The sequence below is a fragment of the Microbacterium murale genome, assembly GCF_014635185.1.
Lineage (GTDB): Bacteria > Actinomycetota > Actinomycetes > Actinomycetales > Microbacteriaceae > Microbacterium > Microbacterium murale.
Genome location: NZ_BMCM01000001.1, coordinates 483,047 through 503,523 on the forward strand (window position 1 = coordinate 483,047; position 20,477 = coordinate 503,523).

Consider the following 20,477-nt stretch of genomic DNA (forward strand, 5'->3'; position numbering starts at 1 on the left):
AAATCCGTGCGGAGGGGTCAGTCCCGTTCGGTGCGCACCTGGTCGAGATAGGCGTAGGCGGTGACCTTCGAAATGCCGAGCCGCTTCGCCACGGTCTCGACGCCGCGCTTGACGTGGAAGGCGCCGAGCTCATCCAGCATCCGCAGCGCCGCCATCCGATCGGCCTTGTCCATGAGCGCGACAGGCCGCCCCACGGCGGCGATCGCATCAGCGATCATCGTGTCGAGCAGAGTCGCGATGTCACGCGCGTGGAACTCACGCTCGCGATTCGGCGCCACAGACGTCGGCAGCACGGCTGCCAGGACATTCTGGATCGTCTGCAGCGGCGTCAGATCGATGTTGATGCACAGCGCCGCGATGATGTGCCCGTCAGCATCGCGGTAGTACACCGACGAGCAGTGCAGCTCTCGGCCGTCCGCCGTCCGACCCGGATAGCCGAACTCGTCGTGCTCCGCCGCCTCGTTCTTCATCACCTCGAGGCCGAGGTTCGTGGAAGGACCACCGATCTCACGACCGGTGACATGACCGTTGACGATCGCGTAGATCGAATGGTTCATGTCGCGCTGACTGAGGTCGTGCAGCACCACTTCGCAGTGCTCGCCGACCGCACCGGCGATGGCGTGCATCACGGGACCGAGTACGGCATGAGCGTCTTCGATGCTCGCGAAGCGCCCCTTGTTCACCGTCAGACCGAACTGCTCTTCCACGGCGCGCACGTCCCATCGACATCGGGCATCATCAGATGCCTGCGAGTCTACGCGGGCTTCCCCACGGTGCGAGGCGTGAGTCGTCCGCACGCCGAGTACCACCGGCGCACGGACGACTCACGAAGCGGTCACGCGGCGGGCAGCGCGGCGACGACGTCGATCTCGACGAGGATGTTCGCGAGCTGCGAGCCGACAGTCGTGCGCACCGGGTACGGCTGCGTGAACGACTCGGAGTAGGCCGCGTTGAACTCGGCGAAGTCGGCGAGATCCTGCAGGTGGACGGTCGTCTTCACGCAGTCGTCGAGCGTCAGTCCGTGCTCGGCCAGCACTGCGCTGATGTTCTTCAGCACCTGGCGGGTCTGCGCGGCCGCGCCCTCCGGAACCTCACCGGTTGCGGGATCCTGCGGACCGAAGCCCGCGGTGTAGAGGAAGCCATTGGCCACGATTCCCTGGCTGTAGGCACCGGCGGGCTGCGGTGCGTTGGTGATCTGGATGCCCTGCTTGGCCATCTTCTCTTCCTTTCTGTTGGTGATCCGGTGGATCGATCGGCCGATCAGCGCAGCGCGTGTGCGATCTGTTCGGCCGCCTGTCGGAGGAGCGGAACGTGCCCCTCCAAGTGCGTGAGGTCATGGATCATCCGCAGTGCGGTGATCGAGACGGCGCCGACGACGCCTGCAGGGGTCGTGATGGGAACGGCGACGCAGTTCACGATCTCCTCGAACTCGCCCTGGTCGACAGCCCAGCCGCGGGCCGCCGTCTTCTCGAGTTCCGCGTCGAGCTCGGCCCTGGTGGTCAGCGTCTGCGCGGTGTGACGTGTCCAGTCGGCACCGGCGAGCACGTCATCCCGGCGCTTCTGCGGTAGCTCCGCGAGGATCGCCTTGCCCACCGCGCTGCGGTTCGGGTGCACCGGCGATCCGATGCGCGAGTACAGTCGCACCCGGCGCGGATCCTCGACCTTGTCGACGTAGAAGATCTCATCTCCGACGAGTCCTGCGACGTGCACGGTGTTGCCGACGACGCGATGCAACTGCCGCACCGGCACGTGCGCCGCCTCCTTCAACGCGACATCCTCAAGGGCGGCCGCGCCCAGGACTGCGAGACGGAAAGCGACCGCGTAGGTGCCGTCGTCCCGCCGGCGCACGAAGCCGACCTTCTGCAGCGTCTGCAGCTCGCGGAACATCGTCGAACGATGGATGCCGAATTCCACGGCGAGTGGAGAGACGGCCTTGGGTTCGTCGGCGAGCGAATCGAGGATCGCGGCGGCACGTTCGACGCTCTGCGACATCTAGACCACGTCCTCTCGGTCCAGGGCATCTCGGCGCAGGCCGCGTCCTGGCAGCGCGGCCGTCAGCTCGCCACCGGCGAGAACGGGGACGCCGGCGACGAGGACGTCGTCGATGCCGATGGCCTCGCGCAACGGCTCCGCATACGTCGCCCGATCCGCCACGATGCGCGGGTCCACGACGACGAGATCGGCCACCGCACCCGGCTCGACGACGCCGCGCCGACCCAGACCGAAGCGGTCTGCCGTCGTGCGCGAGAGGTGCCTGGCGGCATCCCCCCAGCTCCAGGTGCCGAGTTCGCGCACATACTCGCGCAGGTAGCAGCTGAACGTGCCACGGGCACGCGGATGCGGGTGCGCGCCGATGAAGATGCCGTCGGAGCCCGCGACGTGCGATGGGTGGGCGAAGATCTTTGCGAGCTCCGATGCCGGCCGCTCATGTGCCACCGCCATCACGACGTTGGCCCGCAGTCGGGTCGCCGCCAATACGTCGAGTGCGAACGAAATCGGATCGGTGTTCGCCTTCTCGGCGGCGATGGCGATCTTGAGCCCGTGCGTCCAGTCGTACTCGGCGGCGGGCACATGCGCGAGCGTGAGCATGTGTGGCCAGTCCGGTCCGAGGCTCGGATTGCCGTCGATCCTGGGGAACCAATCGCGACGCAGACGCTCGCGCTCATCAGAATCGGCGAGGGCGACGAGCACGTCATCTACGGGCTGTGCGGTGAGGTCGGGTGGGAGCAGCGGCATGCTCATGAGTGAGCAGCCCCGGATGTACGGATAGGCGTCGAACGTCGCCTGCAGTCCCCGCGCGGCGAGCGCGTCCATCTGTCCGATGACGATGTCGGCGTCGGCGTGGAAGTGCGAGACGTGCACGGCGAGCGGCGCTCCGGAAGCCGTGCCCGCGCGCTCGGCGATCGCCGCGATCTCGTCGATGCCTGCGGCGGCGTTGCGCTCGTAGCCGCCGCGCATGTGGCTGACGTAGACCCCGCCCGCACGGGCGACGTGCGCGCAGAGTGCGGCGATCTCATCGGCGTCCTGGAACAGGCCTGGCACATAGTCGAGACCGGTCGAGAGCCCGACGGCGCCGTCGGCCATGCCCTGTGCGACAAGTTCTGCCATCGCGGCGAGCTGCGCGGCATCCGCCGGCTCCTGTGATCGACCGCACACCTCCCAGCGCACGGTCCCGGCGGGGATGAGTACGGCGGCGTTGAGCCGGGATGATCCGTCGATCGCGGCGAGGTAGTCCGCGATGCCGCCGCCGGTGTAGCCGGCGAACGGACCGTTGATGGCGCCGAAGTACTCGGTCGCGTAGGCGCCGTCGCCTGGCGCGTACGAGACGCCGTCCTGGCCGGCGATGATCGTCGTGACGCCCTGTCGCAGCAGGGCGCGTTGCACGCCGGCGTCGTCTGCACGACCGGTGAGCAGACCATCCGCGTGCGAGTGCGCGTCGATGAATCCGGGCATGATCAGCCGGTCGGTGCAGTCGATGACGTGATCGTCGGGTTCGGCGGCGACTTCGCCCACCACGGCGATGCGTCCGTCCAGCACGAGCACGTCGGCGCGCGTCGTGTCGTGCTCACCCACGACGGAGCCGCCGCGAAGGACGATCCGAGGGATCGGTCCGTCCGTCATCAGAAGAAGGTGTGGATCAGGTCGACGACGACGTCGGAGTCGACCGATTCGACGACGGGCAGCACCGTCCACTTGTCGAAGGCGGTGCACGGGTGCGACAACCCCAACCGCACCAGATCTCCGATGGCGAGCTCGCCGCCGTCTTCGAGACGCACGTAGCTGTGCTGGTCGTTCATGGCGGAGACGGATGCTCCGGGCAGGAGCTGCCACGCGGCGCCGAGCTCCGCGGTCGTCCCGCGCGGGATCGGCAGACCCTCGTCGAACGGGAAGTCGCGCTTGCCGCCGTCGATCAGGGCGAGGCCGGGCTCGGGGTGCGAGACGACACGGCCGACGCCGAACATGCCGGGGATGAATCGCGGCTCATCGTCGCTCGCGCGCGCCTCGTCGAACGGCGAGATGCCGCGATAGAAGCCGTCGTCGTGAACGATGTAGGCGCCGGAGCGCAGCGTGAACAGCGTGCGGCCTCCGCCAGTCCGCTCGGCGTCATCCGCGCCGGCCCCGGCGTCCGCGAACACCTTCGCGACGAGATCGAAGTACGCGCTGCCACCCGCGGTGACGTACACGTCGCCGTCGTCGTAGAGGTGGCCGATGCGCTCGTGCAGTTCGACCTGGCGGCGCAGGTAGGTCTCGACCGCGTCGATCGCGCGGATGCTGCGGTCGTGCGCGAGGCTTCCCTCGTAGCCGGCGACGCCGGCGAGACGCAGAACGTCGGATGCCGCGATGCGCTCGGCGATCTCGATCGCTTCGTCGATCGTGCGGGCACCCGTGCGTCCGCCTTCGCCTCCGAGTTCGACCAGCACATCGACTTGTCGCGGCGCGGCCGCCTCACGGAGTGGGGCCTCCATGGCCTCCACCGTGGCGATGGAGTCGGCCCAGCAGACGAAGCGGAAGTCGACGTCGGCGAGCTCACCGGCGAGGTAGCGCAGGGAATGCGCATCGACAGCGGCGTTGGCCAGCATGATCGAGGAGACGCCGAAGGAGCGGGCAGTACGCACCTGCCCCATGGTGGCGAGCGTGATGCCGAGCGAACCGGCATCCAGCTGTCGCTGCCAGAGCGCGGGAGCCATCGTGGTCTTGCCGTGCGGCATGAGTTCAAGGCCGCGCTGCGCGCACCAGGCCGCCATGACCTCGACGTTGTGGCGCATCGCCGCATCGTCGAGAACCACCAGCGGCGTCCAGAACTCCGACAGCCGCGGCCCGGAGCCGAGGAACTCCGCCGTCGTCATCCCGACCGCTCTCTCGGGTAGGCCCTTGTGCCGAGCCGTCAGCCGGATCTCCGCGAGTTCGTTCATCTGTCGTCCTTCCATCACATCAGGGTGTGCGTATGTTGCAACGTGAATTGCAGTTGACGCTCACTCTGGTCACACTCGAAGTGTAGTCGCGCTCGTGCCGTGACTCGTCCGTGCTCTCCAGAGCAGCGCTCCTCGAAAGGCGACACCCTCGTGCTCGACAACTCCTCCCTCGCAGCCCTCTTCGGCGACGTCCCCCTGATGGCGATCCTGCGAGGGATGGGCGCGGAGCGCACGCTCGCTGTCGCCACCGCCGCGTGGGACCTCGGGATCACGAGCGTCGAGGTACCGGTGCAGACACCTGACGATGTCGAGGCGCTGCGCGTGCTGGCCGACGCCGCCAAGGAGCGCGGGCTGACGGTGGGCGCGGGCACTGTGGTCTCCGTCGAGCACGTGCGCCAGGCCGCGGACGCCGGCGCATCCTTCACCGTCAGCCCCGGGTTCGACCTTGAAGTGGTGCAGGCGTCGCACGATGCCGGAATGCCGGCATTGCCCGGTGTGGCCACCGCCACCGACGTGCAGCTGGCGATGAAGTCCGGGCTCACGTGGCTCAAGGCGTTCCCCGCGTCGCTCCTCGGCCCCGGTTGGTTCAAGGCCATGTCCGGCCCGTTCACTCAGGTGAACTTCGTCGCGACCGGGGGCATGGATTCGACGAACGCCGCCCAGTACCTCGACGCGGGCGTACGCGTGGTCGCGGTCGGCTCCGCGCTCGAGGATTCCGCGCAGCTCCCCGCGCTTGCGAGCCTGCTCCGCGCGTAGCATCCGGGGCCTCTAGGCTGAGCACATGGCTGAACGCTCTGAGATCGAATGCTGGCTCACCGACATGGACGGCGTGCTCGTCCATGAGAACGAGGCCATCCCCGGCGCATCCGAGCTGCTCGCCGGGTGGGAGGCCGCCGGCATCCCGTACCTGGTGCTGACGAACAACTCGATCTTCACCGCGCGCGACCTCTCGGCACGGTTGCGCTCCAGCGGCCTGAACGTGCCGGAGGACCGGATCTGGACCTCCGCTCTGGCCACCGCGGCATTCCTGCAGCAGCAGGTGCCTGGCGGCTCGGCGTTCGTCATCGGCGAGGCCGGCATCCTCACCGCCCTGCACGACGCCGGGTTCGTCATGACCGAGACCAATCCCGACTTCGTCGTCGTCGGCGAGACCCGCACCTACTCGTTCGAGGCGATCACGAAGGCCATCCGCCTGATCAACCGCGGCGCGCGCTTCATCATCACCAACCCTGATGCCACCGGTCCGAGCGTCGAAGGTCCCCTGCCCGCGACCGGTGCTGTCGCCGCGCTCATCACCAAGGCCACGGGGCGCGAGCCGTACGTGGTCGGCAAGCCCAACCCGATGATGTTCCGCTCGGCGCTGAACAAGATCGGCGCGCACTCGAAGCGCACCGGCATGATCGGCGATCGGATGGACACCGACGTCGTCGCCGGCATCGAGGCCGGTCTGCACACCGTGCTCGTGCTCACCGGCATCAGCGACCAGGTCGAAATCGAGAAGTACCCGTTCCGCCCCGACGAGATCGTGAACTCGGTCGCCGATCTGCTGCCGTCGGGTTCATCGGAAGGCTGACACCATGGATCAGCGCGACCTGCTCTTCCTCGTGATGATCCTGATCGGGGTCAGCACCCTGACCGTCATCATCGTGCAGTGGGTCCGCTCACGCCGACGTGGCCGCGGCGACGACGATGGCCGCTCAGGCAACTGGTGGGAAGGCCCCTGGGACGACGACCGCAAGCACTGATGAGCGCCGCGGTCAATTCAGGGTCAGGCTGCGGACGGATGCCACCGGCTCCGGCATCCGCAGAGGGCCGGCACCAGGGGTGATCGCGCCGAGGATGCGCGGCTCGCGCGCTCCTGTTCCGCCGGGGATGACGGCCGGGACGCCGTGCATGGTGCACCAGCCGATCAGCGCGAACAGGATCGCCTCCTTGTTGTCTGCCGATGCACCGAGCTCGTCGGCGAGCACGACCTCGGTGTCCGACAGCGCAGCTCTGAGGCCCTCCATGATCAGTGGATTGTGGCATCCGCCGCCCGACACGGCGAGGAATCCGATGCCCGCGGCGCGCACGTCGTTCGCGACGGTCTGCACCGTCAGCTCGGTGAGAGTGCGCACGAGGTCGGTCACGCGCACGTCACGTCCCAGCGCGGACGCGTGCGCGCGTACGTAGTCGAGGTGGAAGTGCTCCTTGCCGGTGCTCTTGGGCGCGGACAGGGCGTAGTACGGATCGGCGAGCAGCGACGCGAGCAATGCGTCGTCGACGTCGCCGGAGCGGGCGATGCGCGCGTCTTCGTCGTAGCCGAGCGGGTCGAGGCCGTACTTCGCGATCACGGCGTCGACGAGCGCGTTTGCCGGGCCGACGTCGTAGGCCGCGATCGCATCATCGGAGACGATCGTGATGTTCGCGATGCCGCCGAGGTTCAGTGCGGCCGACGTCCCGGCGCGCCCCCGCAGCAGCAGTTCGTCGAGGAATGACACGAGTGGCGCACCGTGCCCGCCGGCAGTAATGTCACGGATACGCACATCGGAGACGACCGGGGCGCCGACGCGCTCAGCGATCCACGCCGGCTGACCGATCTGGAGTGTGCCGCGGGCATGGCCGTCGTCGACCCAGTGGTAGACGGTCTGCCCGTGGGTGCACACCGCATCGACGCCGCCGACGGATGCTGCGGCATCCGCCGCCACGTCGGCGAAGGCCTGCCCGATCAGGGTGTCGAGCTCGGCCACCTCGGCGAGCGTCGTCTGCGCCGGAGGCAGCGCCGCCACGAGCCGCGCGCGCAGCGCGGGCTCGTACGGGACGCTGTCCTCGTGCAGCACCGTGCCGCGCACAGCACCATCCGCCTCGCTGAAGTCGACGACCGTCACGTCGATCCCGTCGTGAGAGGTTCCGGAGAGCAAGCCGAGTACACGCATCCCTCGAGCCTACGTCGCGTGCACTGCCTGCTGATCCCCGGGAGCCTGTTCCACCCGTCGGAGGCTGTTGCACATGTCGGAGGTATCCGCCGGATTCCTCCGACGTACGCCACAAGCTCCGACGTGCGTCACACCGTCGGCCACATCTCCTACCTGAGCACGAGTGCGGCGGCACCGATCAGCGGCCCTTCGTCTCCCAGCCCGGAGCGCACCACGCGCGCGCGTCGGGAGTAGTCGTGTGCGGCACTGGTGGTCAGTGCCTGCTGCACGAGGTCGATGTAATCGCCCGACACCCTCGAGAACCCGCCGCCGATCGCGATCATGTCGAGGTCGACGAGCGTCGCGGCATCCGCCAGCGCCTCGCCCACGGCTTTCGCGGATCGTTCGATCGCGGCACGCGCGATCTGATCGCCGGATGCCGCGTCGCGGGCGAGATCCTCCCCCGTCGCCCCCGTCCATCCTTGAGTCTGTGCCCACGCAGCGCTGGCCGGCCCGGAGGCGATCTCTTCGAGCGTCAGTCCGCCCTCGCGTCGCACCTGGCCGAGGTGACCGGCGTTGCCAGAGGCGCCACGGATGTACTGCCCGCCGACGACGAAGCCGCCGCCGACGCCCGTCGACACGACGATCGACAGCGACGAGCGCGCCTCGCGAGTCGCGCCGAGCCAGGCTTCGGCGAGCGCGAGCGCACCCCCGTCGTGCCCGAACACGGTGTTCACGTCTCGACCGAGAACAGCGGATGCTGCGCCGCGCACCGCCCCGGCAAGACCGTAGCCGCGAGCCTCGGGCATGTTGACGGGGAGGATGGACCCGGTCGAGAGGTCGATCGGGCCTGCGCTGCCGACGCCGGCACCCACGAGCTCGGCGCCTTCCGGCAGCCGTGCAAGTGCATGCGAGACGACGGCCTCGACCGCGGCATCCAACGATGCCGGCGTCGCGGTGCGACCGGTCGCCTGCCGACTGCGGCTGCCTGCGACCAGCACGCCGTCATCGCCGACGAGCGCGGCTTCCAGCTTCGTGCCGCCCACATCGACGGCGAGTGCGTATCGAGTCATGCGCCGAGGATCACTGCGGGTCGAGCCCGAGATCGTCGAGATCGAAGGCGGCCAGCCACTGCAGCCCCTCCGCCTCGATCGCGGCCTGCGCGCCGGTCTTGCGGTCGACGATCACGGCGACGGCGACGACTTCTGCGCCCTCGCGCCGCAGCACCTCGACCGCCTTGAGCGCGGACTGCCCCGTGGTGGAGGTGTCTTCCAGTACGACGACGCGCTTGCCGGCGACGTCTGCGCCTTCGATCTGACGACCGCGGCCGTGGTCCTTGGGCTCCTTGCGGACGACGAACGCATCCACCGGACGGTCAGTGGCGACAGATGCGTGCAGCACGGAGTTCGCGATCGGGTCGGCGCCGAGGGTCAGGCCGCCGACAGCAGCGGCGTCGAGGCCGCCGATCAGGTCGAGCATGATGCGGCCGATCGCGGGGGCCGCCCTGTGGTCGAGCGTGAGCCGGCGCATATCGACGTAGTACGTCGCCTGCTTGCCGCTGGAAAGGGTGAAGTCTCCGTGGAACACCGCCTCGTCCTTGATGAGAGCGAGGAGGGACTGTCGGTCTGCGTCGAGTGCGGTCACGGCATCCAGCTTAGAGCCGCTGGCATCCCCCCTGTGGTGCGCCTATCGTGGGCTCTGACATCGCCCGAATCAGTGCAGGAGGTCCCATGCTCTCGTACGACCCATACGCCGAACTCGCCACGCTGCGCGATTTCGCGCCTCTCGAGTTGACCAGCCCCGACTTCGAACCGGGCGGACCGTTGCCGTTGTCCGCGTGGTCGGCCAATCGAGGCGGCGAGGATCGCACGCCGGCATTGCAGTGGTCGGGCGCGCCGTCGGGTACCCGAAGCATCGCGATCTCATGCTTCGATCCGGATGCTCCGACCGGATCAGGATTCTGGCACTGGGCCGCCTACAACCTGCCCGCATCCGCCCGTTCGCTCGCCAGCGGCCTCGGCGATCTCGCCGCACTTCCGCACGGGGCGACGGTCCTGCCGAACGAGTCGCGCTCCGAGCGATTCATCGGCGCCGCCCCGCCGGAGGGCACCGGGGTGCACCGTTACTTCTTCGTCGTGGATGCGCTGGATGTCGACGCCCTCGACATCCCGGCGGGATCCACCCCGGCGGTGCTGGGCTTCAACCGGCATTTCCATTCGCTCGCCCGCGGTGTGCTGATCGGCACCGCCGACCCTGCAGAGCGCTGAGGCCTCAGCCGAAGCCCCGCATCAGCGCCATACGGCGGTGTCGGGGTCGATGCCGTGCATTCGCGCCGATTCATCGATGATCTGCCGGAACCAGCTGGCGAGTCCGTGACGGATGCCGTCGTAGTGTGCGGCGAACCCCGGGTCGGCCTCGAACATCTGCCCCAGGCACACCTGCATCTCGCGCGTGAGGGTGAAGAAGTTCGAGAACAGTTCACGGTGCCGTTCGACGAGTGCCTCGGCGTCAGCGCTGCCCGGAGCGACACCCGCCGACATGGCATCGCCGAGATCGCGCTGGAGCACCGACATCGCATCCGACAGAACGCGCCACTGCTCCGGCGTGCGATGCGCCGATCGCTCGGCGAACTGCGCCCATTGATCCGTGCCGCCCCATAGGTTCCGCGCGTTCTGCGGACCGCGCGGATCCCAGTCTTCACCGAAGATGTTCTTCTGATCTTCGTCGCTGAGCAGGATGCCGCGCTCGTGTGCATCGGTCATCCGCTCCAGGCGCCGATCGAGGCGTCGCAGGTCGTCGATCTGCTCCGCCAGCTGCGCACGCTGGCGTCGGAGCGTGGTGCCGGCATCGGTCTCCGCGTCATCGAGAACCTCGCGCACTGCAGCCAACCCGAGCCCCGCCTCGCGATACGCGACGATCCGCTGCAGACGCTCCAGGTCCTCTACGGTGTACTGGCGGTACCCGGCTGCCGTCCGCACGGAGGGTGACGCCAGAGCGACCTCGTCCCAGTGATGCAGGGTTCGCACGCTCACACCGACGAGCTCGGCGGCCGCGCCTACGGTCAATCCGTCCCGCCCGAGGGCGGCGTCGCGTTCAACCATGAACACCATTGTCGCCCTCCTTCCCGCCCTCAGGCGCAGGGATGCCGGTGGCGATGAGATCTCGCGCCTCCTGGCTGTCGGGGTCGAACTCGCGAGGGGCCGTGCAGATGACGCGCACTCCTTCGGGTGTGGTGACCTCGACATCGCGGGTGATCCAGGCCGTGTCGCGTGGCCCGCTCACGCTCCCCGGAGACAAGTCAGCACACGCGTCGGCGATCTCGGTGATCTGACTGAGGACGCACGAGAAGCTGACGGTCATCGCAGGCGTCTCCATGTCCGCGGTGTCAGGACCCGGCACCAGCAGCACGTCCTGATAGGCCCAGCGGCGCAGGTGCACGACCTGGCCGGGGTTGCTGAACAGTTCTATGAAGCCGAGCCCCCTGACCCAGAAATCGGTCGAGGCCACGAGGTTCGACGTCGGAATCGTCACGAAAGCGGGCATCGCATAGATCCCGCGGAACACCTCCGGAGCCACGGCCTGCATGCCGCGCTCCGAGGTCTGGCCCATCTCGAAAGCATCGAAGTAATCGCTCATGTACGACAGCTTCCGGCCTCACGCGACGTGAGGGTCAAGTCGCAGAGGAGAGGGCCATCCCGAGCAGGGCGATGTCTGGCGTCGCCCTTAGGCTGGATGCATGCGCCTGGCCACCTGGAACGTCAACTCCATCCGCACCCGCGTGCGCCGCACCGTCGAGTTCGCCGTGCGTGAAGACATCGACGTGCTCGCGATGCAGGAGATCAAGTGCAAGCCTGAGCAGTTCCCCTATGCGCAGTTCGAAGAGGCGGGATATCAGGTCGAGGTTCATGGCCTCAACCAGTGGAACGGCGTCGCGATCGCGAGCCGCCTGCCCATGACGGATGTGTCGACGGCCTTCGACGGGATGCCGGGCTTCGCGAAGGGCCATGAGGGGCCGGATGCTCCGCTCGAGGCGCGTGCGCTGGGCGTGACGGTCGAGGGCGTGCAGATCTGGAGCCTGTACGTGCCGAACGGCCGCTCATTGGACGACCCGCACTACGCGTACAAGCTGCACTGGCTCGACGAGCTTCGCCAGCACGCGGCATCCGCTCTGCAGAAGAACCCGAATCTGCCGCTGGCTCTCGTCGGGGACTTCAACATCATCCCGTTCGATTCCGACAACGGCGATCCAGACATCGTCGAGGGCGTGTCGACCCACGTCTCACCGCAAGAGCGCGCAGCGTTCTTCGCCTTCCAGGATGCCGGGCTCACAGACGTCGTGCGCCCGCTGCTGCCCGAGGGCTACACCTACTGGGACTACCAGCGACTGAAGTTCCCCCGCAACGAGGGCATCCGCATCGACTTCGTGCTGGGCTCCCCCGCACTGGCTGGAGCAGTCACCGGAGCATCCATCCACCGCAACGAGCGCAAGGGCGAACAGCCCAGTGATCACGTGCCGGTGGTCGTCGACCTCGACTTCGGCGGTGCCGACGATGACGACGACATGCCGATGATCTTCGCCTAGAGCCACGGCTGGCGAGAGCGCCGCTGAACAGTCCGGCGTCAGTATCCCCGCGGCGTCACAGATCGATAGGGCCGGGTGAGGGAACTTCCGTCGGCAATCCGCCGTCGAGGATTCGCTCGACCATGCCGATCGCACGATCGGTGAGGCCGTCGGCCGGATAGTAGTCCTCGTAGTGCTCCTCGGCTTCCTCCAGCGTGGTGATGCTGCAAAGGGCTAGGAGCTGACGAATGTCGTTCACGTCGCGTCCGGGTCGGTTGGCGCGGAGCTTCATGGCAAGAAGCGCCTCCTTCGAGGCGACCTGGATGACGACGCCCTCGCGGTCGTAGATCGTCTCCCACTCGACGACCCGACGGCCGAACGTGGGCACCGAACCCGCATGCTCCACCGCGAAGTTGAACCAGCCGGGGCTCCACCCTCGCCGATCCCCCACACGCGAGGCCGCGGCGAGGACAGCGTCATCACTTCCCGGCTGGATATGAAGGGAATCGAGGTCTCCGGTCGTACGCCGGTCGAAGTACCTGATGACGAGCGCGGCACCACCGACCAGGCGTATGCCCGCGACTTCTCCAGCTGCATGAAGCTCCCCCACAAGGTCGCGGAGACCGGAGATGATGTCGTCGCGATCGAGGGCATCGGTCATCAGACGCTCGCCAGAGTATCCCGCCAGACAAGCACGCCACGCTTGAGGAACTCAGCAGGCACATCGTCGGGTGCTGGGATCGGGTCGGCAGGGTCGACGTCCAGAGAACGAGGCACCCTGAGCCGTCGGTTTGTGCCGTCAACCCACGCCGGAGCGGGGAGCCCCTCTTCGCTGAGGCGCAGTTCGACAAGAGCGGCAAGGGCAGCATCCCAGGCACGGTCACCAGTGGGTTCCGGCTCGGCGAGGCCGAGCACGCCGCGCACAAGGCCACGTTCGAAGGCGAGGTTGTCACCCAGCTGGATGAGTTCGCGAAGAGCACTGTATTTGTCGCCCGTACGAAGGTGTCCACGGATCGCCGCCGCGATGGTCGCTGCATCGTCCCGCCGCGTCGGTGCCGAGTACAGGCGGTGGCCGGCGCTGCCGAGGAAACGTTCGATGGTGCTGAACTCGGCCTCGCGGCCGCCTTCAAACCGCGAGACTCGCCCCTGGTCCACGTTGGCTCGTTGGGCAAGGTCGCCCTGAGTGAGGCCACGGCTCTTCCGTGCAGCGCGCACGAGCGCTGATGCGTTACCCATGTCGCCACCTCCAATAAATGTTCTCAGAGACATATTCTACTCCGAGTTTGGTGGAAGAGCATCGCTTCGAGTGCCTGCGAAACGTCAATCCCCCATGGTGCCGGTGCGCACCGGGCCGGGCGCGGGCGCATAGCGCAGGTTCATAACCCCGTTGTCTCCGACCTCGGCGCCGAGCAGCGTCAGGTTCGCGGCGGAGGCGCCGTCGGGGAACACCTTCTTGCCCTGGCCGAGCACGACCGGGTAGACCCAGAGCTGCAACACATCGAACAGCTGCTCGGCGAGCAGCGTCTGCACGAGGTCGACGCTGCCGATCACGTGCACATCCTCGTGCTGCGAGCGCAACTGCGCGATCTCGGCCGGGAGATCAGCGCCGACGCGCGAGCTGCCCTGCCATCCGAGCTCGATGTCGGCGTCACGCGAGGCGACGTACTTCGGCACCCGATCGAACAGCTGCCCGATCGGACCCTCCGGCCCGGTCGTGTGATGCGGCCAGTACGCGGCGAAGATGTCGTACGTGCGACGGCCCAGCAGCAGTGCGTCGAGAGTCAGCATTCCCTCCATGACGCTGCGGCCCACGGCCTCACTCTCCAACGGCGCCTGCCAGCCCCCGAAGGGGAAGCCGTCGGAGGTGTCCTCCTCCGGACCCCCTGGTGCCTGCGCGACGCCGTCGAGAGTGGTGAACAGATCGATGATGATGCGGCCGGTCATGATGCGGCTCCTTGCAATTCGAATGAAGCGATGTGGAAGGTGGAGGCGAAGGAGTCCAGGAAAGACTCCTCCCCTCGGACGACCGCGACGATGTCCTGCGCGATCGCCTCGACGGGCGTGATCTCGCCGCCGATGAGGCGGCGGATGCCGGGGCCGGCGACGAGCACAGCATCCGGTTCACCGTCCGGCATCCGCCCGCCGACGGGTGGCGCAGGAGGCGCGATCTGCGCGACCGTCAACTCCCCGCTACGCACCTGCGCGCGCAGCGCGACGTCGCCGACGTGCAGCTCGTAGTCGGCATCCGCCGCCCCTTCGGGCTGGAACGCCGTGCGCAGTGCCATCGTGAGCGAGTCGGGAGTGACGGCATCGCCGGGCGATGGGTCGCACATGGCCTGGAAGCCCCAGCGCCCGATCGCGAGCATGATCGGCTCCAGCGCACGCCCGTACGGAGTGAGCTCATAGACCAGCCCGCAGTTCTTCAGCGGCACTCTGCGCACGACTCCGCCCTCCTGCAGATCCTTCAGCCGAGTGGAGAGGATGTTCGTCGGAATGCGCGGCAGGCCCTGCTTGAGATCGGTGTATCGCCTCGGCCCCACGAGCAGGTCGCGGACGATGAGCATCGCCCATCGTTCCCCGATCAGTTCGACGGCCGTCGTGATCCCGCAGTACTGGCCGTAGCTGCGCGCGGCCACGTCAGGACGCGGAGCCCTGCTCGGCCATGTACGCCTCGGGCCCCTTCTCGACGGCCTCTTCGCTCATGTAGAGGAATCCGAGGCTGTTGCCGTCCGGATCGTCCAGGTCACGGGAGTACATGAAGCCGTAGTCCTGTGCGGGCTTCGGCTCGGTGCCGCCGGCGGCGAGTCCCTTGGCGATGATCGCGTCGACGGCCTCGCGAGAATCCTGGCTGAACGAGACCGAGACCTGGACGGACTCGTTCGGATCGGCGATCGGCTTGTCCGTGAACGTGGCGAAGAATTCGCGCTTGAGCACCATGAAGTAGATGTCCTCGCTCCACACGACGCAGGCGGCGTTCTCATCGGTGAACTCGGGGCTGATGTCGCAGCCGAGCCCGGTGTAGAACGCCTTGCTGCGCTCGAGATCGGTGGTGGGGAGGTTGACGAAGACCTTGGTTGACATGCTGACTCCTTTGTCGGATTGTCGGCGCCGGCGCGGTTGTCGGGCCCGTTGAACGTCATACTTGCAAAAAACAAGTATGGGTGTCAATAGCAGAGCGGCCCGAATCCACCGCAGGGCGGATGCCGCGGCATCCGCTTCCCCGTACCGTTGAGGCATGTCCGCACCATTCCGCGCGCTCACGGCGCGCCAACGCCGATCCGACGCGCTGCTGGCCGCCGTCGTCTTCGTCGCCGGCGTCATCAGCGCCGCGCTCTCCGCGGTGTCGGAGATCTACGGTGACGAGCAGGCGCCGCTGTGGCAGGCGCTGGTGTATCTGGTGTTCCTGGCAGCGCCTCTCGCCCTGCGCCGCGTCTGGCCCGCCCAGGTCGCGATCATCGTCTCGGTCGCGTACTTCATCGCCGTCACCCTGCGGATCCCCGAGCTGTACGCCGGCAACATCGCGATGTTCATCGCGCTGTACACAGTCGGCGCCTGGATGGCGAACCGGCGCGCGGCGATGATCGTGCGCGCCGCGATCATCGCCGGCATGTTCATCTGGCTGATGGTCACCAGTTACCGAGACGCGATCGACACCGCACGCGAGGAGGACGTCATCGCCGGTGCGATGTCGCCGTACCTCGCGTTCATGATGCTGCAGCTGCTGGTGAACGTGCTCTACTTCGCCGGCGCCTACTACTTCGGCGAGCACGCCTGGAAGTCGGCGATGCAGCGTCAGGCGCTCGAACAGCGCACGGCGGATCTCGAAAGCGAGCGCGAGGTCACCGCGGCGCAGGCCGTGGCGCTCGACCGCGTGCACATCGCCCGCGAGCTGCACGACGTCGTCGCCCACCACGTCTCGGTGATGGGCGTGCAAGCGGGAGCGGCACGCATGGTGATCGATCAGGACCCCGCAACGGCGAAGAAAGTACTCGCTGACATCGAAGGCTCGGCACGCGAGGCGATCACTGAGCTGCGGCATCTGCTCGAGACGCTGCGTTCTCCTGGGCATGACCCCGAAGACGCGTCGACGGTCACTATCGACGACATCGCCCAGCTCGTGGAGGCATCGACCTCCGCCGGCGTGCCCACCGAGTTCACCGTGATCGGCGACCAGAGATCCGTGCCATCGGTCACGCAGGTGAATCTGTACCGGATCGCGCAGGAGTCACTCACCAACGTGCGCCGCCATGCCGGCGCGGGAGCCACGGCAGACGTGCGCCTGCGCTACCTGGACACCGGCGTCGAACTCGAGATCGTCAACACCGGTCGCGCCGTACTGACGCCGCGGTCGGGGATGGGACAACTGGGCATGCGCGAACGCGCGCTGGCGTCGGGCGGCACGATCGAGTCCGCACCGCGCGAGCGCGGAGGTTGGCGGGTTCGCGCGCACCTTCCCGTCTCGGCACCCGTCGCGCTGTCGGGAGCGACGGCATGAGCGATCCGATCCGCGTCCTCATCGTCGATGATCACGCGACACTGCGCGCCGGTTTCCGCACCATCCTCGACATCCAGCCCGACATCACCGTCGTCGGTGAGGCTGCCACCGGCGCGGAAGCCGTGGCGGCGGCATCCGCTCTCCGACCCGATGTGGTCACGATGGACGTGCAGATGCCCGACATGGACGGCATCGAGGCGACGAGGCGCATCGTCGCCGAGCGCGAGGTGACGGCCGCGATCGCGATCGTCACGACATTCGATCGCGACGATTACCTGTTCGCCGCGCTGGATGCCGGAGCGAGCGGCTTCCTGCTCAAGAACGGCACGCCGGAGGATCTGGTCACCGCCGTTCGAGTGCTCGCGGCGGGCGACGGGATGCTGGCGCCCGAGGTGACGCGTCGCGTTGTGCGACGGTACGCCTCGACCGCGCCGGAAGCCCCGTCCCCTGCCCGGGGAGTCGCGCTCGTCGAGCCGCTCACCGACCGTGAGGCCGAGGTGCTCTCACTCGTGGCCGAGGCGATGAGCAATGCCGAGATCGCGACGCGACTGTTCATCGGCGAGGCGACCGTGAAGACGCACGTCTCACGCATCCTTCAGAAACTCGGTGCCCGTGACCGCGTGCAGGCCGTCGTGTTGGCGCATCGCAACGACCTGGTGTGAGACGAAGCCTCGGCTGTGCCGATGGGAGGAAAACGCATCAGAGCTCGCGGGCTGAGATACGATTTCCTCCCATCGATGCGCTGATTACGCGTTCACGAGCTCCGCGGAGTGCTGCACGCGTGAGATGAGGCCGTTGAATGCCTCGAGGTAGCCGACCAGGAAACCTGCCGTGCTGTCGTCGGTGACCTGGCCGTCTTCGGTGAACAGGCCGGGGCGGTCCTGGATGAAGCCCTCAGGCTGGCCCATGGTGATCGCGCTGAAGTGGCCGAGGATCGCACGCAGGTGCTGCTGGGCGGCGGCGGTAGCGACGCCGGAGCCCGAAGCGCCGATGACGGCGACGGGCTTGCCGAAGAAGGACATCTCGCCGTAGGGGCGGGTCGACCAGTCGAGGGCGTTCTTCAGCACGCCGGGGATCGAGCGGCTGTACTCGGGCGTGACGATGATGACGCCGTCGACAGCGGCGATGGCCTTCTTGAAGTCGGTCGCCACCTGAGGGAAGTCGCCGTCGAAGTCGGGCGAGTAGAACGGAAGGTCCTTGATCTCGATCTCGACGAGTTCGGTGCCTTCGGGGGCGAGGTTCGTCAGCACGCGCGCCAGACGGCGGTTGATGGACGTGCTGGAGATGCTGCCGACGATGTAGCCGATGGTACGAGTCACAGGTGTGTTCCTTCTGTTCGGGCTCGGACATGAGCCATGTGCAATCACAGGTGGCAACGCACCCTTCTGGAATTATATTCCGTTGCATAGAACGGAATGTCCGTCGCAGGGGGGATGCCGGCGGGCCGAGGCGCCTCGTAGCGTGGAGGCATGCGATGCATTGAGCGAAGGAACGAGTCGAGATGACCTCAGGAACCCTCCAGCTGACCGGCATAACGAAGAGCTACGGCACGCGCCGGGTGCTCGACGACGTCACCTTCCCCGTCGCCGCCGGCCACCTCACCGGCTTCGTCGGCGGCAACGGCGCAGGCAAGACGACCACGATGCGCATCGTGCTCGGGCTGCTCGCCTCCGACGGCGGCTCCGTCACACTCGGCGGCACGCCGCTGACGCCGGAGGCCCGTCGCCAGTTCGGCTACATGCCGGAAGAGCGCGGCCTGTATCCGAAGATGAAGGTGCTCGAGCAGGTCGTCTACCTTGCTCGCCTGCATGGCTTCAACAAGACGGATGCCACGACGCGGGCGACCGCGCTGCTGGAGGAGCTGGGCCTGGGCGAACGGTTGAACGACAACCTCGAGGCGCTCTCGCTCGGAAATCAGCAGCGGGCGCAGATCGCAGCATCCCTCGTGCACGATCCCGAGGTGCTGATCCTGGACGAGCCGTTCTCGGGTCTCGACCCGCTCGCCGTCGAGACCGTCGCCGGCGTGCTGCAGGAACGCGCGGCGCGCGGTGTCTCGGTACTGTTCTCCTCGCACCAGCTCGACGTCGTGGAGCGCCTGTGCGACGACCTGGTGATCATCGCAGGCGGAACGATCCGCGCTGCAGGACCCCGCGATCAGTTGCGCGAGCAGCACTCCGCACCGCGCTGGGAGCTGGAGAGCAGCGGCGATGTCGGGTGGCTGCGCGAGGAGCCGGGCGTGAGCGTCGTGGACTTCGACGGCGGCAACGCCGTGTTCGACGTCGACGAACCGGCAACAGCGCAGCGTGTTCTCCGCCGCGCGCTCGACGGCGCCGAGGTCTCGCGCTTCGCCCCCCAGCATCCATCGCTCTCGCAGATCTTCAAGGAGGTCATCCAGTGACCGTTTCGACCGGAACCTCGCTCTCGCCGGCGCAGGGCGTCTGGCTCGTCGCCGAGCGCGAGCTCAGCACGAAACTGCGCAGCAAGGCGTATCTCATCTCCACCGGCATCCTGCTGCTCATGGCCCTCGCCGGCGTGATCTGGGCCGGCATCGCGAGCGCCACTCCGAGTTCGACGCCGATCGCGGCGACGAGCACGGCGGCTTCCGCCCTTCAGGGCGCGGAGGGCTACGAGATCACCGACGTCGCCGACCGCGCCGAGGCAGAGAAACTCGTCGCCGACGGAACGGTCGACGCCGCGGTCATCGATGACAGTTCATCGCCCACCGGCATGGTCATCATCGCCGACAAGGAGGCACCGCAGTCGCTGCTGATGATGCTCTCCGAGTCGCCGCCCGTCGAGCTTCTCAATCCGGATGCCGGCGCAGGCGGACTGCGCTATCTTCTGGGCATCGGGTTCGGCCTCGTGTTCATGATGTCGGCGATCACCTTCGGGTCACCGATCGCGACGAGCGTCGTCGAGGAGAAGCAGACCCGAGTGATCGAGATCCTGCTCTCGGCGATCCCCGCACGGATCCTGCTCGCCGGCAAGGTGATCGGCAACACGCTGCTGGCGATATCGCAGATCCTGCTGCTGGTGGTGGTCGGCACGATCGGCCTCATGGTGTCGGGGCAGACCGCCGTACTGCAGGGCATCGGCGGGCCGATCGCCTGGTTCGCGGTGTTCTTCTTCTTCGGCTTCATCCTGCTCGCGGCGATGTTCGCGGCGGCGGGTTCGATGGTCTCGCGCCAGGAGGATGTCGGCGCCACCATGACGCCGGTGATGTACCTGACGATGATCCCGTACTTCCTGGTGATCTTCTTCGGCGACAACCCGGTGGTCATGACCGTGCTCTCGTACGTGCCGTTCTCGGCTCCGGTGGGCATGCCGATCCGACTCTTCTTCAATGAGGCGGCCTGGTGGGAGCCGCTCGCCTCCCTCGCGATCATGCTCGTGGCGTGCGTCGTCGTGGTGCTGATCGGCGCGAAGATCTACGAGAACTCGCTGCTGAAGATGGGGGCACGAGTCAAGCTGCGCGAGGCCCTGCGCGGCTGAGGCGCGGCCACGCTCATTGGCGGAAGGAAATCCCGGGTTCCCACGGTCGGGAACCCGGGATTTTCTTCTGGGTATTGCGCTCCCGAGTCACACGTGTTTCACTCCTATTACAACTTTCAGTA

General features: G+C 67.5%; 25 protein-coding genes. 9 read left to right on the top strand and 16 right to left on the bottom strand.

All coding sequences use genetic code 11. The features are described from left to right. Positions 1-17: 17 nt before the first annotated feature. The 5 genes from IEV67_RS02300 to IEV67_RS02320 form a co-directional block, all read right to left on the bottom strand. Entirely contained in the window at positions 18-716 is a 699-nt protein-coding gene (locus IEV67_RS02300; RefSeq protein WP_188434917.1) for a helix-turn-helix transcriptional regulator, read from the bottom strand. A gap of 119 nt (positions 717-835) precedes the next feature. Further along, positions 836-1,216 carry a RidA family protein gene (locus IEV67_RS02305; RefSeq protein WP_188434918.1) on the bottom strand — a complete coding sequence of 127 codons (381 nt, stop codon included), beginning with the start codon at positions 1,214-1,216 and terminating at the stop codon, positions 836-838. Positions 1,217-1,260: 44 nt separating this feature from the next. Beyond that, positions 1,261-1,992: an IclR family transcriptional regulator gene (locus IEV67_RS02310; RefSeq protein ID WP_188434919.1), complete on the bottom strand. Its 732-nt coding sequence runs from the start codon at positions 1,990-1,992 to the stop codon at positions 1,261-1,263. Next, positions 1,993-3,621 carry an N-acyl-D-amino-acid deacylase family protein gene (locus tag IEV67_RS02315; RefSeq protein ID WP_188434920.1) on the bottom strand — a complete coding sequence of 543 codons (1,629 nt, stop codon included), beginning with the start codon at positions 3,619-3,621 and terminating at the stop codon, positions 1,993-1,995. Next, complete coding sequence (locus IEV67_RS02320) at positions 3,621-4,913, bottom strand: alanine racemase (protein ID WP_229702640.1); 1,293 nt, start codon at positions 4,911-4,913, stop codon at positions 3,621-3,623. Before IEV67_RS02320 ends, IEV67_RS02315 begins: the two co-directional genes overlap by 1 nt. Positions 4,914-5,063: 150 nt before the next feature. Between IEV67_RS02320 and IEV67_RS02325 the strand changes: the two genes are divergently transcribed. The 3 genes from IEV67_RS02325 to IEV67_RS02335 are packed head-to-tail and all read left to right on the top strand — an operon-like array spanning position 5,064 to position 6,658. Further along, positions 5,064-5,669 carry a bifunctional 4-hydroxy-2-oxoglutarate aldolase/2-dehydro-3-deoxy-phosphogluconate aldolase gene (locus tag IEV67_RS02325; RefSeq protein WP_229702642.1) on the top strand — a complete coding sequence of 202 codons (606 nt, stop codon included), beginning with the start codon at positions 5,064-5,066 and terminating at the stop codon, positions 5,667-5,669. A 25-nt stretch (positions 5,670-5,694) separates the two neighbouring features. Then, entirely contained in the window at positions 5,695-6,486 is a 792-nt protein-coding gene (locus IEV67_RS02330; protein ID WP_188434922.1) for an HAD-IIA family hydrolase, read from the top strand. A 4-nt stretch (positions 6,487-6,490) separates the two neighbouring features. Further along, complete coding sequence (locus tag IEV67_RS02335) at positions 6,491-6,658, top strand: hypothetical protein (protein WP_188434923.1); 168 nt, start codon at positions 6,491-6,493, stop codon at positions 6,656-6,658. Positions 6,659-6,670: 12 nt separating this feature from the next. On the opposite strand, the gene IEV67_RS02340 is transcribed toward IEV67_RS02335, so the two are convergent. From IEV67_RS02340 to pyrE, 3 genes are all read right to left on the bottom strand, one after another. After that, a complete protein-coding gene (locus IEV67_RS02340; RefSeq protein WP_188434924.1) occupies positions 6,671-7,828 on the bottom strand; it encodes an anhydro-N-acetylmuramic acid kinase in 1,158 nt (385 codons plus the stop codon). Positions 7,829-7,977: 149 nt separating this feature from the next. Continuing rightward, positions 7,978-8,880 carry an ROK family protein gene (locus tag IEV67_RS02345; protein WP_188434925.1) on the bottom strand — a complete coding sequence of 301 codons (903 nt, stop codon included), beginning with the start codon at positions 8,878-8,880 and terminating at the stop codon, positions 7,978-7,980. A 10-nt stretch (positions 8,881-8,890) separates the two neighbouring features. Then, positions 8,891-9,451 (bottom strand): orotate phosphoribosyltransferase, encoded by a 561-nt coding sequence (pyrE, locus tag IEV67_RS02350; RefSeq protein WP_188434926.1) that lies wholly within the window; start codon positions 9,449-9,451, stop codon positions 8,891-8,893. A gap of 86 nt (positions 9,452-9,537) precedes the next feature. Here pyrE and IEV67_RS02355 point away from each other — a divergent pair, with 86 nt between their 5' ends. After that, positions 9,538-10,074: a YbhB/YbcL family Raf kinase inhibitor-like protein gene (locus IEV67_RS02355; protein ID WP_188434927.1), complete on the top strand. Its 537-nt coding sequence runs from the start codon at positions 9,538-9,540 to the stop codon at positions 10,072-10,074. Between the two features lie 21 nt (positions 10,075-10,095). Here IEV67_RS02355 and IEV67_RS02360 read toward each other — a convergent pair whose 3' ends face one another. Together IEV67_RS02360 and IEV67_RS02365 are read right to left on the bottom strand one after the other, a co-directional pair. Continuing rightward, positions 10,096-10,908 carry a MerR family transcriptional regulator gene (locus IEV67_RS02360; protein WP_229702644.1) on the bottom strand — a complete coding sequence of 271 codons (813 nt, stop codon included), beginning with the start codon at positions 10,906-10,908 and terminating at the stop codon, positions 10,096-10,098. Next, positions 10,901-11,443 (bottom strand): VOC family protein, encoded by a 543-nt coding sequence (locus IEV67_RS02365; RefSeq protein WP_188434929.1) that lies wholly within the window; start codon positions 11,441-11,443, stop codon positions 10,901-10,903. The genes IEV67_RS02360 and IEV67_RS02365 overlap by 8 nt, the downstream gene beginning before the upstream one ends. Before the next feature lie 100 nt (positions 11,444-11,543). On the opposite strand from IEV67_RS02365, the gene IEV67_RS02370 reads away from it, so the two are divergent. After that, positions 11,544-12,389 carry an exodeoxyribonuclease III gene (locus tag IEV67_RS02370; protein WP_188434930.1) on the top strand — a complete coding sequence of 282 codons (846 nt, stop codon included), beginning with the start codon at positions 11,544-11,546 and terminating at the stop codon, positions 12,387-12,389. Between the two features lie 55 nt (positions 12,390-12,444). On the opposite strand, the gene IEV67_RS02375 is transcribed toward IEV67_RS02370, so the two are convergent. The 5 genes from IEV67_RS02375 to IEV67_RS02395 form a co-directional block, all read right to left on the bottom strand. Then, positions 12,445-13,029, bottom strand: coding sequence for a DUF6036 family nucleotidyltransferase (locus tag IEV67_RS02375; RefSeq protein WP_188434931.1), 585 nt, complete (start codon positions 13,027-13,029; stop codon positions 12,445-12,447). Next, positions 13,029-13,604 (bottom strand): helix-turn-helix domain-containing protein, encoded by a 576-nt coding sequence (locus IEV67_RS02380; protein WP_188434932.1) that lies wholly within the window; start codon positions 13,602-13,604, stop codon positions 13,029-13,031. Before IEV67_RS02380 ends, IEV67_RS02375 begins: the two co-directional genes overlap by 1 nt. Positions 13,605-13,688: 84 nt before the next feature. Continuing rightward, positions 13,689-14,312 carry a dihydrofolate reductase family protein gene (locus IEV67_RS02385; RefSeq protein WP_188434933.1) on the bottom strand — a complete coding sequence of 208 codons (624 nt, stop codon included), beginning with the start codon at positions 14,310-14,312 and terminating at the stop codon, positions 13,689-13,691. Beyond that, positions 14,309-15,004 carry a winged helix-turn-helix transcriptional regulator gene (locus tag IEV67_RS02390; protein ID WP_188434934.1) on the bottom strand — a complete coding sequence of 232 codons (696 nt, stop codon included), beginning with the start codon at positions 15,002-15,004 and terminating at the stop codon, positions 14,309-14,311. The genes IEV67_RS02385 and IEV67_RS02390 overlap by 4 nt, the downstream gene beginning before the upstream one ends. 1 nt (position 15,005) lies before the next feature. Continuing rightward, the gene (locus tag IEV67_RS02395) at positions 15,006-15,449 is read right to left on the bottom strand and encodes a VOC family protein (RefSeq protein WP_188434935.1); all 444 of its coding nucleotides are present in this window, start codon (positions 15,447-15,449) and stop codon (positions 15,006-15,008) included. 154 nt (positions 15,450-15,603) lie between these two features. Here IEV67_RS02395 and IEV67_RS02400 point away from each other — a divergent pair, with 154 nt between their 5' ends. Both IEV67_RS02400 and IEV67_RS02405 read left to right on the top strand, forming a co-directional pair. After that, the gene (locus tag IEV67_RS02400) at positions 15,604-16,863 is read left to right on the top strand and encodes a sensor histidine kinase (protein ID WP_188434936.1); all 1,260 of its coding nucleotides are present in this window, start codon (positions 15,604-15,606) and stop codon (positions 16,861-16,863) included. Further along, on the top strand, positions 16,860-17,525 hold the full coding sequence (locus IEV67_RS02405) for a response regulator (protein WP_188434937.1): 666 nt from the start codon (positions 16,860-16,862) through the stop codon (positions 17,523-17,525). Before IEV67_RS02400 ends, IEV67_RS02405 begins: the two co-directional genes overlap by 4 nt. A gap of 84 nt (positions 17,526-17,609) precedes the next feature. On the opposite strand, the gene IEV67_RS02410 is transcribed toward IEV67_RS02405, so the two are convergent. After that, positions 17,610-18,182, bottom strand: a complete 573-nt coding sequence (locus tag IEV67_RS02410; RefSeq protein ID WP_188434938.1) for an NADPH-dependent FMN reductase — start codon at positions 18,180-18,182, stop codon at positions 17,610-17,612. A 182-nt stretch (positions 18,183-18,364) separates the two neighbouring features. Between IEV67_RS02410 and IEV67_RS02415 the strand changes: the two genes are divergently transcribed. Then, positions 18,365-19,261, top strand: coding sequence for an ABC transporter ATP-binding protein (locus IEV67_RS02415; RefSeq protein ID WP_188434939.1), 897 nt, complete (start codon positions 18,365-18,367; stop codon positions 19,259-19,261). Next, positions 19,258-20,355 (top strand): ABC transporter permease, encoded by a 1,098-nt coding sequence (locus IEV67_RS02420; protein WP_188434940.1) that lies wholly within the window; start codon positions 19,258-19,260, stop codon positions 20,353-20,355. Before IEV67_RS02415 ends, IEV67_RS02420 begins: the two co-directional genes overlap by 4 nt. Positions 20,356-20,477: the final 122 nt, after the last annotated feature.